Below are 13,995 nucleotides of genomic sequence, written 5' to 3'. Positions count from 1 at the left end.
AGGTTAAGGAGAAGGAAGCGCGTCCAGGAGCCACCCTTGATCGTTCACCTTACTCGGCGGCGTCCGTTGATGTCGCCTGATATATGGCCGCGATCCTTCGGCCGTGGACTCCGGGCGAGGATCGAGGGCCACCAGGTCGCGCTCGACCTCGCCGTCCGCGCCTGGAGAGACCGAGGAGTTCGGACTCCAGGGCCCCTGACGCTTGCGCGCCCAGGGGCCGCCTTGATCTGATCGAAGGGTGAGCGAGCTTGACTGGGGCGCCGCCGCGCGCGGGATCACCTGGGACGTCGAACCACGCACCGTCTTCGAGGGAGGGCGGTGGTTCCCCGACGGGCGGCTCAACACCTGCTTCAACGCCCTCGACAGGCACGCCGACGGCGGCAGGGGTGAGCAGGCCGCGCTCATCTACGACAGCCCCGTCACCGGGGTCAAGCGCACCTACACCTACTCCGCGCTGCGCGAGGAGGTGGCCAGGGCCGCCGGCATGCTGCGCGATCTGGGCGTCGGCAAGGGCGACACCGTCGTGATCTACATGCCGATGGTGCCGGAGGCGGTCATCGCGATGCTGGCCTGTGCCAGGCTCGGCGCGGTCCACTCGGTGGTGTTCGGCGGATTCGCCGCGGCGGAGCTGGCCGCGCGCATCGACCACGCCAGGCCCAAGGTCGTGCTCAGCGCCTCGTGCGGGATCGAGGTCAGCAGGGTCGTGCCGTACAAGCCGCTGCTGGACGCGGCCCTGGCGCACGCCGCGCACCGGCCCGAGGCCGTCGTCATCGTCCAGCGGCCCGAGCACCCCGCCGAGCTGCGCGAGGGGGAGCGCGACTGGGCCGGCTTCGACGCCGAGCCCGCCGGCTGCGTGAGCGTCGCGGCGACCGACCCGCTCTACATCCTCTACACCTCCGGCACCACCGGCGCGCCCAAGGGCGTGCTGCGCGACAACGGCGGCCACGCCGTGGCGCTGCACTGGAGCATGTCCCAGGTGTACGGCGCCGCCCCCGGCGAGGTCTTCTGGGCCGCCTCCGACGTCGGCTGGGTGGTCGGCCACTCCTACATCGTCTACGGGCCGCTGCTGGCCGGATGCACCAGCGTGCTGTACGAGGGCAAGCCGGTCGGCACCCCCGACCCGGGCGCGTTCTGGCGGGTCGTGGCCGAACACGACGTGCGCACGCTGTTCACCGCGCCGACCGCGATCCGCGCCATCAAGAAGGAGGACCCCACCGGCTCCTACCTGCGCAAGCACGACCTGCGTCACCTGTTCCTCGCCGGTGAGCGGCTGGATCCCGACACCTACCACTGGGCGAGCGAGCTGCTCGACGTGCCGGTCATCGACCACTGGTGGCAGACCGAGACCGGCTGGCCGGTCGCCGCCAACTGCGTCGGCATCGAGACCCTGCCGATCAAGCCGGGCTCGCCCACCAAACCCGTCCCCGGCTATGACGTGCGCGTCCTCGATCCCGCCGGCGTGGAGTGCCCCCCGGGCGTCGAAGGCGCCGTGGTGATCAAGCTGCCGCTGCCGCCGGGCTGCCTGCCCAGCCTCTACCGCGACGACGAGCGCTTCCACGCCGCCTACCTCTCGCGCTTTCCCGGCTACTACCTGACCGGCGACGGCGGCTATTTCGACGAGGACGGCTACCTGTTCGTCATGGGGCGCACCGACGACGTCATCAACGTCGCCGGACACCGCCTGTCGACGGGGGCGATGGAGGAGGTCATCGCGGGACATCCCGACGTGGCCGAGTGCGCGGTGATCGGCGTCGCCGACGCGCTGAAGGGCCAGCTCCCGCTCGGCCTCGTGGTGCTGAAGGCAGGCGTCGACCGCCCTGAGCGCGAGGTGGAGGCCGAACTGGTCGCGATGGTCAGGGAGCGGATCGGCCCGGTGGCCGCCTTCCGCAGGGCGGTGGTCGTCGCCCGGCTGCCCAAGACGCGCTCGGGCAAGATCCTGCGATCCACCATGCGGGCCATCGCCGCGGGCGACGACTACCGGACGCCGTCCACGATCGAGGACCCGGCCGCCCTGGAGGAGATCGCCGAGGCGATCGGCGGGTAGCGGGCAGGAGACCCACCCAGGATCGAACGGCGGGCCCGGGGGATCGGGCAGGCTCGCTGTCGCCGGACCGGGCGGCCGAGCCGTACCCCCCGAACGCCTGCCGGAGATCCGGCACGCGCGCGTCCGGGCGGCTTGGGTCGGGCGCGACGGCGGGCGCCTGCCTCGCCACGCCCGGTCGGCCGCCGGATGCTCGCGCCCTTCGCCCTGGCCAGGACGCCTTTTGCGACGAGCCCTCCGTCGACGGATCCGGTTGTGATCGGGAGAACGTTGCATGTTCATGCGTGACACTGCATAATCTTCTTCATGTCCAAGGTCCTCACCTCCCTGCCCACCGGCGAGCGGGTCGGCATCGCCTTCTCGGGCGGCCTCGACACCTCGGTAGCCGTCGCGTGGATGCGCGACAATGGTGCCGTCCCGTGCACCTACACCGCCGACATCGGCCAGTACGACGAGCCCGACATCGCCTCGGTGCCCGGCCGCGCGCTGGCGTACGGTGCCGAGATCGCGCGCCTGGTCGACTGCCGCGCGGCGCTGGTCGAGGAGGGCTTGGCCGCGCTCACCTGCGGTGCGTTCCACATCCGCTCGGGCGGGCGTCCCTACTTCAACACCACGCCGCTCGGTCGCGCCGTCACGGGGACCCTGCTGGTGCGGGCGATGATCGAGGACGACGTGCAGATCTGGGGCGACGGCTCGACGTTCAAGGGCAACGACATCGAGCGGTTCTACCGGTACGGCCTGCTCGCCAACCCCCACCTGCGCATCTACAAGCCCTGGCTCGACGCGGACTTCGTCTCCGAGCTCGGCGGGCGCAAGGAGATGTCGGAGTGGCTGCTCGCCCACGACCTGCCCTACCGCGACAGCACCGAGAAGGCCTACTCGACCGACGCCAACATCTGGGGCGCCACGCACGAGGCCAAGACCCTGGAGCACCTCGACACCGGCATCGAGACCGTGGACCCGATCATGGGCGTGCGGTTCTGGGACCCGTCGGTCGAGATCCCCACCGAGGACGTGACCATCGGCTTCGACCAGGGCCGCCCGGTGACGATCAACGGCAAGGAGTTCGCCTCCCCTGTCGACCTGGTGATGGAGGCCAACGCGATCGGCGGCCGGCACGGCATGGGCATGTCGGACCAGATCGAGAACCGCGTGATCGAGGCCAAGAGCCGCGGCATCTACGAGGCGCCGGGGATGGCGTTGCTGCACGCGGCCTACGAGCGGCTGGTCAACGCGATCCACAATGAGGACACCCTGGCGAACTACCACAACGAGGGGCGGCGGCTCGGCCGGCTGCTGTACGAGGGTCGCTGGCTCGACCCGCAGGCGCTGATGCTGCGCGAGTCGCTGCAGCGCTGGGTCGGCACGGCGGTCATCGGCGAGGTGACGTTGCGGCTGCGGCGGGGTGAGGACTACTCGATCCTGGACACCTCCGGCCCTTCCTTCAGCTACCACCCGGACAAGCTGTCGATGGAGCGCACCGAGGACTCGGCGTTCGGCCCCGTGGACCGGATCGGCCAGCTCACCATGCGCAACCTCGACATCGCCGACTCGCGCGCCAAGCTCGAGCAGTACGCCAGGCTCGGCATGGTCGGCACCACCCATCCCGCGCTCATCGGCGCCGCCCAGGCGGCCTCGACCGGGCTGATCGGCGCGATGCCGCAGGGCGGCGCCGAGGCCATCGCCTCGCGCGGCACGGTCTCCGGCGACGACGAGATGCTCGACCGCGCCGCGATGGAGCTCGGCAACGACTGACGGTTCCTCGAACCGGCGGAGGGCTGGTCCGGCGGCGCCTGGCGCGGCCGACCGGACCCGCGACTGCGCCGGCCGGTCGAGGAGACCTTCGCCTGGCTCACCGAGCGGCTGGCCGGACTGCTGGCCGACAGCGGCCGGCTCGACGCGCTCGGCCGCGCCGTGCACGACGCCCTGGTCGAGACGATCGGGATCCCGCCCGACGACCGGTTCCAGGTCCTCGTGAGTCACGACGGCACCGGCGGCACGCTGCGCTACGACGACTTCCTCGCTGTGCACCGCGACGACGGCATCGTGTACGTCGCGATCACGATGCGCTCCGGGCGCACGCCCGCGCAGAAGCAGGCGCTGTACCGGCGCGGCGGGCGGACGATCTCCTGTCGGCTCGCGCACCCGTCCGTCCTGTGGGCGGCGTCACCTCATCAGTGGTCCGCAGTCGTGGTGGATCGTCCGAACCTGGAGCCCGCCCAGTCGGACATCTGGCGGATCCGGTAGTACAGCCGCGGCGGCATGTGCGGGAGCAGCCGGGAGTGCCGCTGGCCGAGCAGGGCGAACAGCTGTTGCGGGGGAAGGTTGATGTAGCGCGAGAGGTTCTCGTACCACTGGGCGCTGCAGCGTGCCTCCCTCTGGGTGGACCGGATCGCGTACTGGCGCTCCTTCTCGTAGCGGGCCAGGGCGGGCTCGAGGTGCGTGTCCCCGTGGAGCGCGGTGACCAGGAAGGCGGCATCCCCCATCGCGAGGGCGGTGCCCGCGCCGATGGAGTAGTGCGTGGTGTGCGCGGCGTCCCCGAGCAGGACGAGGTTGCCCCGGTACCACGTCCGGTTGGTCAGGGTGCGGAAGTTCAGCCAGTGCGCGCTGCCGTCGGCGTTCGCCCGGCCGATCAGCGGGTGCCCGTCCAGCGTCTCGGCGAAGATCTTCTCCAGGAGGGCCAGGCTGCCGGCCTCGTCGGCCTCGTGCAGCCCGAGCCCCTTCCAGGTCGTGGGGGAGCACTCGATGACGCAGGTGCTGTGTTCCTTGCCGTACCCGTAGCCGTAGAACCAGATCCAGCCGTGCGGGGTCTGCGCGAAGGCGAAGGTGAAGGAGTCGAAGATCTTGGTGGTGCCGAGCCAGATGTAGCTGTTCCGCCCGACCGTGACCTCGGTGCCGAAGTGGTCGGTGTGCCGCTCGCGCAGCACGCTGTTGACGCCGTCCCCGGCGACGACGAGGTCGGCGCCCGCCACCTCCTCCTCGCTGGTGATCTCGTGCTCGTACTCGAGGCGCACGCCGAGGGAGCGGGCCCGGTCCGCGAGGATGCCGAGCAGCTCGCGCCGGCCGATGCCGTAGCCCACGTCGCCTTCCTGCACCGTCACCGTGGCGCGGTCGTGGACCCGCACGATCCAGCTGTCCCAGCGGACCGAGTTCTCCCTGATGGCGCGCGCGGACTCGGCGTCGGTCTCGTGGAGGCTGTCGAGCACCCTGTCCCAGTAGGTCACGCCCCAGCCGTACGTCGACCCGGCCGGGTTCCGCTCGTGGACGGTGATGTCATGGGACGGGTCCACCAGCTTCATCATGATCGAGAAGTACAGGCTGGCGGGTCCGCCGCCGACGCAGGCGACCTTCACACTAGCTCCCAATGCTACGTAATGTAATCAATTAGTAGCATAGAGTAGCAGGCGAGGTGCAGAGCGGACGATCCCTTCCTGCTGAGGCACTGGTCACGAGATGACCAACGATCCCGCTGCGGAGTATCGGTGGGCCGTGGCAACGACCCTGCGGCGAGCGCCCGCCCGATGCCTCGCCGGGCCGGGCGCCCCTGTCCGCGGCGCCCGGTTAAACGCGTTGCCGTCACACGGTGCCGCCGTCAGGATCGGGACATGTATCTGATCGCATTCATCGGAGCGTGCGTCCTGGTGGCGATGGTCCCGGGTGTCAGCACCGCGGTCATCCTGCGCCAGACCATCAGGGCCGGCAGGGGATCGGGGCTGGCCGCCACGCTCGGCAACGAGACCGGCATCCTGCTGTGGGCGCTGGCCGCCGCGTTCGGCCTGTCGGCGCTGGTGCTGGCCTCCGAGCTGGCCTACGACATCATGCGCGTCGCCGGCGCGGTGGTCCTGGTCTACATGGGCGTGCAGTCGCTGCGGCGCAAGGACCACGCCGAGGTCGAGGTCAAGGCCGTCGACGGGTGGCGCAAGTCCTACCTGGCGGGGTTCGGAACGTGCCTGGCCAACCCGAAGGCGGCGGTGTTCGCCATGTCGTTCCTGCCGCAGTTCGTGCCGGAGGGGCAGAACGTCCCACTCACCCTGATCACGCTGGCCCTGGTGTGGGTGCTGGTCGACACCGTCTGGTACGGGGCGGTCATCTGGGCGGTGGCCAGGGCCAGGGCGGTGCTGGGGCGGCCTGCCGTGCGGCGGCGGCTCGAGCAGATCTCCGGTGTGGTGCTGATCGCGCTGGGCGTGCGGTTGGTGGTCGAGGCCAGATAGCGTTGGCCGCATGACGAACGACCTGGCGACCCTGGTGCGACAGACGGAGGACGACGATCCGCTCATGGCGCTGCGGGCCACCGCCGCGCTGCGGCGCGAGATCGAGCGCATGGAGGCGGTCCAGGTGCGCAGGGCCAGGGTCAAGGGGCTGGCCTGGTCGATGATCGCCGACGCGATCGGCGTGACCAAGCAGGCGGTGCACAAGAAGTACGGCGGGCGGGGACTGCTCAGCGGAGGAATGTAGCGAACCAGCCCGGCGCGATGTTCCACGAGTAGCCCGGTGGGACGGCGGGATGGTCGCCTCCACCGGGGGGGCCGCGGTCCCTGCGCGCCCGCCCGTCGCCTCATTGTTTCGGGGTCGGCAAGAGGCCGTGCGGGACGACGTGGCTGAACGTGGCCGAACGTGGCTGAACACTGCCTCGGACAAGGGTGATGGGGCTGGGCGCTGGCGCAGACCTGCGAATACAACCACGGCTACCCCGCCTCGCTGAAACTCGCGATCGACACCGTGCGCAAGGAGTGGGCCGCCAAGCCCGTCGGGTTCGTCTCCTACGGTGGACTCGCCGGCGGGCTGCGCGCGGTCGAACAGCTGCGCCAGGTTCTCGCCGAACTGCGTGCCGTCACTCTGCGCGACACGGTCAGCTTCCACTTCCCGCACGACCACGTGGAACAGAGCGGACGCGTCACCGACTCCGCCGTCGCCAAGGCGGCCGAGACCGCGGCACACACCCTGTTCGATCGGCTGACCTGGTGGGGGAACGCCCTGCGCGCAGCCCGCGCCGCCCGCCCCTACGCCCTGGCGGGCTGAGCGCCGGTCCTGCTTCAGCCTCTGGCAGCCGGCGGCCGGCCCGTCCCGGACCCGTCCTATTCGGGGGCCTGGACCGTGCCGATGCCCAGCGTGCTCTGCATGGGCAGCATCCCGGTTTCGAAGATCGCGCCCAGGAACGGCAGGCTCAGCTCGGCCAGCCTGGCCGCCCGCTCCTCGCCCAGCGCCAGCCACGGCCCGGCGGCCAGTTGGTCGGTCATGCGCTCGACCTGCTCCCGCAGCGCCCTTCCCGCCTCGGTCGCCGCCCCTTCGGCGTCGATCAGGCCCCGCGAGGCGAGCCGGTCGCGCGCGGCCGCCCACTCCTGCTCGCTCCAGCCCCTGCCGGCGAAGTTGGCGACCGGCGCCGCGCCGATGGCGGCGAAGGAGACGAGCGCCTCGCAGCCGTCCAGTCCGGCCGCCTGCAAGGCCGCCAGGTGCCCGTCGCCCCGGTGCTCGCGCAGCACCGTGTAGGCCTGCCAGAGCGCAAGATGCGGCTCGTCGGGCCAGGGCAGGTCGAGGTTGGCCGCGGCCGTCGGGCGGCCGGAGACGTCCGCGCTCTCGGCGGCCCGCATGGCGAGTTCGGCCGCCTCCCGCTGGTTCACCCGCTCGCCCAGCAGGTCGCGCAGGGTCCTGTCCATGCCGCGCAGCCTGGCCTCCAGCGCCTGCTCGGGCGTGGCCGTCTCCCAGATGTCCGGCACGTGCTCGGCGATCATCGCGGGGCTGAAGCTGTAGTAGGTGGCGGTGACCTGGTGCGGTCCGGCCTTTCCAAGGGGCGCGGTCCGCCAGGCGAAGTAGCTCGGCCAGCGCGACTCCACGTCGTAGCCGAGCTTGGCGGCCTCGTCGAAGACCTGGGGCGCGAAGTAGACCGCCGCGTGGACGGGTTCGATCTGGTGCCACATGCGCCGGGCGAGAGACATCTCAAGAACCTCACTGTCTAGGTACGATATGCCAGTGACGATAGACGGATGGCGCATCACTGGTCAATCCCAAATAGACAGTTATGTTGGCGAGAATGCCGAGCTGGCGGTGCTCATGGTCAACACCCTTGTGGTGACTCATGCGCACGGCCGCCGGGTGGAACCGCCCGCGACGGGGGAGGAGCGCCGGGCCGCCCTGGCGGTCGTGCGGCCGTCCGCGGCCCGCCTCGATCTCGCGGACGCCGACACGCTGGCCGCCGCCGCCGCAGTGCTGCGCTCGCTGTTCGCGCGGGACGCCCGCCTGTCGGCGCTCAACGACCTGCTGATACGGCACGCCGCGGTGCCCAACCTGCACGGCGATCCACCGAGGCTGGCCTTCCACCGGCTCGAGGCGTCGTTGGGGGATGCCTGGATCGCCCAGGCGGGCACCGCCCTCGCGATGATCATCGGGGTGGGGCAGGGGAGGCGCCTGGGCTCCTGCGAGGCCGGCGGATGCGACCTGGTCTTCGTCGACACCACGCGCAACGCCTCGCGCCGTTTCTGCGGCCTGTCGTGTCAGAACCGCGCCAAGGCCACCGCCTATCGCGCTCGCCGCGGATCTACTTAGTAAAGGGCGTCGGCTGGAACCGGTCCGTGGGTCACGCCGCCGGCGCTCGCGGACGCAGGGACACCGCCGACGCCGACATGAACAGGCACAGAGCGACGGGGATGCCAAGCGCCGGTGGCAGGCCGACCAGCTCGGCCGCGCCACCGATGATCACTGGGCCGAGCATGAGCCCGGCGTAGCCGAGCGTCGCGACCTGCGCGATCGCCTCGCCGGCCCGTGAGCGATCGTGGTTGCCCGCCGCGGAGAACACCTGGGGGACCATGGTCGCCAGGCCCAGGCCGAACAGGCCGAACCCGGCGATCGCCCAGACGGGCTCGGCGGCCAGCAGCGCCAGCCCGAGCCCGGCCGCGGCCAGCAGTCCCGACCAGCGCACCAGCGCGACGGGTCCGAAGCGCAGCGCGAGCCGGTCGCCGGCGAACCTGCCCGCGGTCATCGCGACGGAGACGGCCGCGAACGCGAGTGCCGCAAGACCCGTCGCCGCGCCGAGGTCCTCGTGCAGGTAGACGGCGCTCCAGTCGCCCGCCGACCCCTCGCCGAGCAGCCCCGCGAACGCCATCGCCCCCATGAACACCACCCTGCCGTGCCACCTGACCCGCCGGGCGCGGTGCTCCTCGCGGCGGGCCGGCACGGAGGGCAGCAGCGCGCTTCGTGCCAGGACGGCGAGCGCGGCCAGGGGGACGGTGACCAGGGCGAAGGTGATGCCGGGGGAGACCTCCAGCCACGCGGTCAGCGCGCCCGCCGCGGCGCCGAGCAGCCCGCCCGCGCTGTACATGCCGTGGAAGGAGGACATCAGCGGCCTGCCGTAGACGCGCTCCACCTCGACCGCGTGGGTGTTCATGGACACGTCGAGCGAGGCGTTGAGCAGTCCCCACGCGAACAGCGTGACGATCAGGAAGGCCAGGTCGGGGGCGAACCCCGCGGGGATCAGCGCGAGGCCGCAGGCCGCCCCCGCCGGGACGAGCACCCTGGCGCTGCCGGTTCGGTCGGTGAGGCGTCCGGCGAACTGCATCCCGGTCACCAGGCCGACGGCGACGGCCAGGAGGGCCAGGCTGAGCCGGCCGTCACTGAGGTGCAGCGATTGCTTGATCGTGGGGATGCGGGCGGCCCACACCCCTGAGACGATGCCGAGCAGGGCGAAGAAGAAGCAGACGGCGATCCTGGCCCGGCGTGCGATCACTCTGCGAGTCTGTCAGACGAGCACCTTGTCGACGAAGGCGGACAGTTTGGTCCTGGTGCGCTCGATCTGCTCCTCCACCGAGAGTGACTCCTCCATCCTGGCGCCGGGGTCTGGGGTCTTCATACCGCGCACGTAGAGCGAGCAGGCCAGGTCGGTGCAGACGTAGACGCCGACGGAGTTGCTCTGCCGTCCTGCCTCGCCCGCCCTGCGGGCGGTCATCAGCGAAACGCCGTTGCCCGGATGGGTGGTCAGGCACAGGGAGCACATGCTGCGCTGCAGGAAAGCACGCTGCTGCGCGGGAAACCTGAGCGCGACGCCGACGAGACGGCCGGCGTGCTCGGCCACGATGTAGCTGCGGTCGGGCGCGCCGGGGTCGCGCCAGCCCAGGAAGTCGAGGTCCTCCCACGGCCAGTCGACGAGATCGCGCGGGACGGCCAGACGTTTGGCCTCGCCCTTGGAACAATTGACGAACGACGTACGAATGTCCTGTTCAGTGAGTTGCTTCATGCCGCGACGCTACAGTTGCCTAGGAGTATTAGGCAAAGGAGTTTTCATGGCGCGTGCTGGACTGACGACCGAACGCGTGGCGATCGCCGCGGCCGACCTGGCCGACAGGATCGGCTTCGACAAGGTGACGATCTCGGCACTGGCACGCGGGTTCGGGGTCAAGGACGCCAGCCTGTACTCCCACGTCAGGAACCTGCAGGACCTGCGCCACAGGGTCGCGATGATCGCCGCCCGCGACATGGCCGAACGCATCGGGCCCGCGGTCGACGGCAGGGCCGGCAAGGACGCGCTCGTGGCCTTCGCCCACGCCTATCGCGACTTCGCCCTGGCCCATCCAGGGCGCTACGCCGCAGGACAGATCCAGCTCCCACCCGAACTGGTCGCCGAGTCGCAGGCGCACCAGCGCGTCTTCGAATCGTGCTATGCGCTGCTGCGCGGCTACGACCTGACCGAGCCCGACATGACCGACGCGGTGCGGGTCCTGCGCAGCGCCTTCCACGGGTTCGTGAGCCTTGAGGCGAGCGGCGGCTTCGGGCACCCCCGCGACGTGGGGACGTCGTGGGAGCGCGCGATCGACGCCCTCCACGTGATGCTGGAGCACTGGCCCCGCTGATCCGGCGGTCAGGCGGTGGTACCCGCGTCGACCGTGATGGCGGCTCCGGTGATGTTCCTGCCGCCTTCACCGGCCAGGTGGGCGACCGTGGCGGCGATGTCGCCGGGATCGCAGTAGCGGCCGAGCGCGGTGTAGCCGCGCTCGGCCTCCGCCTCGGGGCTGTCGGCCGGGTTCATCTCGGTGTCCGTCGATCCGGGGTGGACGAGGTTGACCGTGATGCCGCGCGGTCCCAGGTCCCTGGCCAGGCCCTTGGTCAGGCCGATGAGCGCCGACTTGCTCATCGCGTACAGCGTCCATCCCGGGTACGGCACGCGCTCGGCGAGGCTGCTGCCGATGCCGATGATCCGCCCGCCGCTTCGCATGTGCCGGGCGGCCGCCTGGGCGAGGACGAACGCGGCGCGGGCGTGGACGGCCAGCGTCGTGTCGACCTCGTCGAGCCTCACCTCCTCCAGCGGCCCGTACGGCGCGATGCCGGCGTTGCTGACCAGGATGTCGATCCGGCCGAAGGCGGCGACCGTGCGCTCGACGGCGGCGACCAGCTGGGCGGCGTCGGCGGCCTGCGCCTCGACGGCCAGCCCGCGGACGCCGGCGGCCTCGATCTCCTTGACGACGGCGGCGGCGCGATCGGCCGAGCGCGCGTAGGTGATGACCACGTCGGCACCGTCGGCGGCCAGCCGGGCGGCGATGGCGGCGCCGATCCCGCGGCTTCCCCCGGTCACGAGTGCGACCTTGCGTGTCATGACTCTCTCCCCTTTATCCGGAACTCGTTCCGCTTCAACCTAAACCGGAATTAGTTCCGGTTGCAAGGGTTCCAGTAGCCTGTGATCGTGAACGCCGTCGCGAACCCGCGGCGCGAGCGCGTCGACGCCGCTCGCAACCGGGTGAAGATCCTCGCCGCCGCCGCCAGCATCGTCGCCGCCCACGGCGTCGAGGGGTTGTCCATGGCGGACGTGGCCGCCGCGGCGGGGGTGGGCGTCGGCACGCTCTACCGGCGCTTCGGTGATCGCTCGGGGCTGGCCTACGCGCTGATCGACGAGCGGGAGCGAGAGTTCCAGGAGGCCTTCATCGAAGGGCCGCCGCCGCTCGGGCCTGGGGCGGGCGCCCTGGAGCGGATGCGCGCGTTCCTGCACGCGTTGACCGACAGGACCGTGGAACAACTGGACCTGCTGCTGATGGCCGAGACCGCCTCGCCGTTCGCCCGGTTCGGCGGCGCCTACGCCGCCTACCACGCGCACCTGTCGATGCTCATCGGGCAGGTCGAGCCGGAAGCCGACGGCTACGTGCTGGCCGACGCGCTGCTGGCGCCGCTGGCCGCGCCCCTGCTGGCCCACCGGATGCGGGAGTGCGGGGTGACGCCCGAGCGCGTGAAGTCGGGGCTGGACGACCTGGTGGCCGGTTTCGCCTGACGCCCGTGCCGCTACGGCGTGGGCCTGGGGCGCACGCCGTTCAGGGCGAGGTCGAGGAGCCGGTCGGCCTGCGCGGCGCCGTCCGGCTCCTGCTCGGTGGCCAGGGCGATGGCGTTGACGAGCGTGAGCAGGTCCGCGATCGTGACATCGGCGCGCACGGCGCCCGCCTCGCCGGCCCGGGCCAGCAGCCGTGCCCCCGCGCTCGTGATCAGTGCGTGACAGGTGGCGCCCAGAGCCGGGTCCCCCTGGAGCGAGCCGCGCAGCAACGACGCGGCCAGCCCGCGATTGGACGCGGCATGCGTGACGACGGCGCGCAGCCAGACGGCCAGCGAACCTCCCGCGTCGGGGCCGGCGGCCAGTTCCCCGGCCTCGGCGCACAGTGTCTCGACCTTGTCGCGGAAGACGGCCTCCAGCAGCGCCTGCCTGGAGGGGAAGTGCCGGTGCAGGGTGGCCGAGCCGACGCCCGCGCGCCGCGCGATCTCCTCCAGCGACGCCTCGGCCCCGTCCTGCGCGATGGCCGCGGCGGCCGCGGCGAGGATCCGCTCGTAGTTGCGTCGCGCGTCGGCGCGCATAGGCCGTTCGGGCATCGGGTCTCCGTGGGCTTGCTAAACGGGGTGGTCCTCCGTATCGTACTCGAACTGTAAGTGGAGGATCCCCCCGTTTGAGGAGTTCGATCGTGAAGAGATCCATCGTGGTCGCGGGCGCCACCGGCCTGCAGGGCCGCGCGGTCACGACCCACCTGCTCGCCGCCGGATGGGACGTGCGAGCCATGACCAGGGACCCGGACGGCACCCCCGCGAAGGCGCTGGCCGAGACGGGCGCGCGGATCGTGCGCGGGGAGATGGCGGACGTGGCCTCCCTGGCCGCGGCGGCCGAAGGGGCCTACGGACTGTTCAGCGTCCAGCCCACCGTCGGCTCCCCCGGAACGGCGGCGGGCTTCTCGGCGGAGGAGGAGGTCCGCTGGGGACGCAACGTGACCGAGGCGGCGCGCGCGGCCGGGGTACGGCACCTGGTCTTCACCTCGGTCGCAGGCGCGGGCCGCCACGGCAGCGAGAGGCTGCCGCGCAACGTGGCGAGCAAGGCGCTGATCGAACAGCACATCACGGCCCTCGGCGTGCCCGCCACGATCCTGCGGCCCGTCTCCTTCATGGAGAACTACACCGGCGGCTACCACTTGCGTGACGGCACGGTGACCACCCCGTTCGCGGCCGACGTGCCGCAACAGGTCATGGCCGTCGACGACCTGGGCGCCTTCGCCGCCATGGCGTTCGCCGAGCCCGCCGGGTGGATCGGGCGGGCCGTCGACCTGGCGGGGGACGAGCTGACGCCGGTGCGGATCGCGGCGGCCATCTCGGAGGCGATCGGGCGGTCGCTGCCGTACGTGGAGATCCCGATCGAGGCGGTCAGAGAGGTCGACGAGGAGTTCGCCTTCGCCTACGAATGGCTCAACGAGCGCGGCTACCGGGCCGATCTCGCCATGACGCGCCGGCTGCGCCCGGAGGTGATGGACCTGCGAACGTGGCTGGCCAGGTCGGGAGCGGCCCGCATCGCTTCCTACCTCGACGACGTCGAGCGGGAGTGAGGCCCACCGGACTCGATCAGGCCGGCGAGGCCTCTGCGGCAGGCACTAGGGTGGGGGCATGCTTTGACGCCCGCCCCGTATCAGGGCACCCCCGTGACCTCCTTCATCGTCGCGTCCCCACCCCGCACC

The 13,995-nt window shown here is 71.4% G+C and carries 16 protein-coding genes; 10 read left to right on the top strand and 6 right to left on the bottom strand.

The genetic code is table 11. The features are described from left to right. Positions 1 to 238: 238 nt before the first annotated feature. The 3 genes from ACFSKW_RS13345 to ACFSKW_RS13335 all read left to right on the top strand — a co-directional run bounded on the left by ACFSKW_RS13345 (position 239) and on the right by ACFSKW_RS13335 (position 4,288). The gene (locus ACFSKW_RS13345) at positions 239 to 2,044 is read left to right on the top strand and encodes a propionyl-CoA synthetase (protein WP_379572517.1); all 1,806 of its coding nucleotides are present in this window, start codon (positions 239 to 241) and stop codon (positions 2,042 to 2,044) included. Between the two features lie 303 nt (positions 2,045 to 2,347). After that, entirely contained in the window at positions 2,348 to 3,796 is a 1,449-nt protein-coding gene (argG, locus tag ACFSKW_RS13340; RefSeq protein WP_379572516.1) for an argininosuccinate synthase, read from the top strand. 63 nt (positions 3,797 to 3,859) lie between these two features. Then, positions 3,860 to 4,288 carry a tautomerase family protein gene (locus ACFSKW_RS13335; RefSeq protein WP_379572560.1) on the top strand — a complete coding sequence of 143 codons (429 nt, stop codon included), beginning with the start codon at positions 3,860 to 3,862 and terminating at the stop codon, positions 4,286 to 4,288. Here ACFSKW_RS13335 and ACFSKW_RS13330 read toward each other — a convergent pair. Next, complete coding sequence (locus ACFSKW_RS13330) at positions 4,216 to 5,394, bottom strand: FAD-dependent monooxygenase (RefSeq protein WP_379572515.1); 1,179 nt, start codon at positions 5,392 to 5,394, stop codon at positions 4,216 to 4,218. The two genes, ACFSKW_RS13335 and ACFSKW_RS13330, sit on opposite strands and share 73 nt — an antisense overlap. 252 nt (positions 5,395 to 5,646) lie before the next feature. On the opposite strand from ACFSKW_RS13330, the gene ACFSKW_RS13325 reads away from it, so the two are divergent. From ACFSKW_RS13325 to ACFSKW_RS13315, 3 genes are all read left to right on the top strand, one after another. Further along, positions 5,647 to 6,252, top strand: a complete 606-nt coding sequence (locus ACFSKW_RS13325) for a LysE family translocator (protein WP_379572514.1) — start codon at positions 5,647 to 5,649, stop codon at positions 6,250 to 6,252. A gap of 10 nt (positions 6,253 to 6,262) precedes the next feature. Continuing rightward, positions 6,263 to 6,496: a hypothetical protein gene (locus ACFSKW_RS13320; protein WP_379572513.1), complete on the top strand. Its 234-nt coding sequence runs from the start codon at positions 6,263 to 6,265 to the stop codon at positions 6,494 to 6,496. Between the two features lie 264 nt (positions 6,497 to 6,760). Beyond that, positions 6,761 to 7,060 (top strand): NADPH-dependent FMN reductase, encoded by a 300-nt coding sequence (locus ACFSKW_RS13315; RefSeq protein WP_379572512.1) that lies wholly within the window; start codon positions 6,761 to 6,763, stop codon positions 7,058 to 7,060. Between the two features lie 56 nt (positions 7,061 to 7,116). Here ACFSKW_RS13315 and ACFSKW_RS13310 read toward each other — a convergent pair whose 3' ends face one another. Further along, positions 7,117 to 7,974 carry an SCO6745 family protein gene (locus ACFSKW_RS13310; protein ID WP_379572511.1) on the bottom strand — a complete coding sequence of 286 codons (858 nt, stop codon included), beginning with the start codon at positions 7,972 to 7,974 and terminating at the stop codon, positions 7,117 to 7,119. Positions 7,975 to 8,008: 34 nt separating this feature from the next. On the opposite strand from ACFSKW_RS13310, the gene ACFSKW_RS13305 reads away from it, so the two are divergent. Then, positions 8,009 to 8,581, top strand: coding sequence for a CGNR zinc finger domain-containing protein (locus ACFSKW_RS13305; RefSeq protein WP_379572510.1), 573 nt, complete (start codon positions 8,009 to 8,011; stop codon positions 8,579 to 8,581). Between the two features lie 31 nt (positions 8,582 to 8,612). Here the strand turns inward: ACFSKW_RS13305 and ACFSKW_RS13300 are convergent, their stop codons facing one another. Together ACFSKW_RS13300 and ACFSKW_RS13295 are read right to left on the bottom strand one after the other, a co-directional pair. Continuing rightward, on the bottom strand, positions 8,613 to 9,758 hold the full coding sequence (locus ACFSKW_RS13300; protein ID WP_379572509.1) for an MFS transporter: 1,146 nt from the start codon (positions 9,756 to 9,758) through the stop codon (positions 8,613 to 8,615). 12 nt (positions 9,759 to 9,770) lie between these two features. Beyond that, entirely contained in the window at positions 9,771 to 10,265 is a 495-nt protein-coding gene (locus ACFSKW_RS13295) for an FBP domain-containing protein (RefSeq protein WP_379572508.1), read from the bottom strand. Positions 10,266 to 10,311: 46 nt separating this feature from the next. On the opposite strand from ACFSKW_RS13295, the gene ACFSKW_RS13290 reads away from it, so the two are divergent. Further along, positions 10,312 to 10,878: a TetR/AcrR family transcriptional regulator gene (locus tag ACFSKW_RS13290; protein ID WP_379572507.1), complete on the top strand. Its 567-nt coding sequence runs from the start codon at positions 10,312 to 10,314 to the stop codon at positions 10,876 to 10,878. 8 nt (positions 10,879 to 10,886) lie between these two features. On the opposite strand, the gene ACFSKW_RS13285 is transcribed toward ACFSKW_RS13290, so the two are convergent. Further along, on the bottom strand, positions 10,887 to 11,618 hold the full coding sequence (locus ACFSKW_RS13285) for an SDR family NAD(P)-dependent oxidoreductase (protein WP_379572506.1): 732 nt from the start codon (positions 11,616 to 11,618) through the stop codon (positions 10,887 to 10,889). Positions 11,619 to 11,705: 87 nt separating this feature from the next. Between ACFSKW_RS13285 and ACFSKW_RS13280 the strand changes: the two genes are divergently transcribed. Beyond that, positions 11,706 to 12,284: a TetR family transcriptional regulator gene (locus tag ACFSKW_RS13280; protein WP_379572505.1), complete on the top strand. Its 579-nt coding sequence runs from the start codon at positions 11,706 to 11,708 to the stop codon at positions 12,282 to 12,284. 11 nt (positions 12,285 to 12,295) lie between these two features. Here the strand turns inward: ACFSKW_RS13280 and ACFSKW_RS13275 are convergent, their stop codons facing one another. After that, positions 12,296 to 12,871 carry a TetR/AcrR family transcriptional regulator gene (locus tag ACFSKW_RS13275; RefSeq protein ID WP_379572504.1) on the bottom strand — a complete coding sequence of 192 codons (576 nt, stop codon included), beginning with the start codon at positions 12,869 to 12,871 and terminating at the stop codon, positions 12,296 to 12,298. Between the two features lie 89 nt (positions 12,872 to 12,960). Between ACFSKW_RS13275 and ACFSKW_RS13270 the strand changes: the two genes are divergently transcribed. Next, positions 12,961 to 13,866, top strand: coding sequence for an NmrA/HSCARG family protein (locus ACFSKW_RS13270; RefSeq protein ID WP_379572503.1), 906 nt, complete (start codon positions 12,961 to 12,963; stop codon positions 13,864 to 13,866). The last annotated feature ends 129 nt before the right edge of the window (positions 13,867 to 13,995 follow it).

The organism is Nonomuraea mangrovi (genome assembly GCF_042681425.1).
GTDB classification, from domain to species: domain Bacteria; phylum Actinomycetota; class Actinomycetes; order Streptosporangiales; family Streptosporangiaceae; genus Nonomuraea; species Nonomuraea mangrovi.
The sequence above is the reverse complement of the archived record's forward strand: the minus strand, read 5'-3'. Positions and strand labels throughout refer to the sequence as shown.

Coding starts and splice junctions, on each gene's coding strand:
- argG (WP_379572516.1), top strand. CDS start 2,348: ATGTCCAAGGTCCTCACCTCCCTGCCCACCGGCGAGCGGGTCGGCATC.
- ACFSKW_RS13325 (WP_379572514.1), top strand. CDS start 5,647: ATGTATCTGATCGCATTCATCGGAGCGTGCGTCCTGGTGGCGATGGTC.
- ACFSKW_RS13320 (WP_379572513.1), top strand. CDS start 6,263: ATGACGAACGACCTGGCGACCCTGGTGCGACAGACGGAGGACGACGAT.
- ACFSKW_RS13310 (WP_379572511.1), bottom strand. CDS start 7,974: ATGTCTCTCGCCCGGCGCATGTGGCACCAGATCGAACCCGTCCACGCG.
- ACFSKW_RS13295 (WP_379572508.1), bottom strand. CDS start 10,265: ATGAAGCAACTCACTGAACAGGACATTCGTACGTCGTTCGTCAATTGT.
- ACFSKW_RS13290 (WP_379572507.1), top strand. CDS start 10,312: ATGGCGCGTGCTGGACTGACGACCGAACGCGTGGCGATCGCCGCGGCC.
- ACFSKW_RS13285 (WP_379572506.1), bottom strand. CDS start 11,618: ATGACACGCAAGGTCGCACTCGTGACCGGGGGAAGCCGCGGGATCGGC.
- ACFSKW_RS13275 (WP_379572504.1), bottom strand. CDS start 12,871: ATGCCCGAACGGCCTATGCGCGCCGACGCGCGACGCAACTACGAGCGG.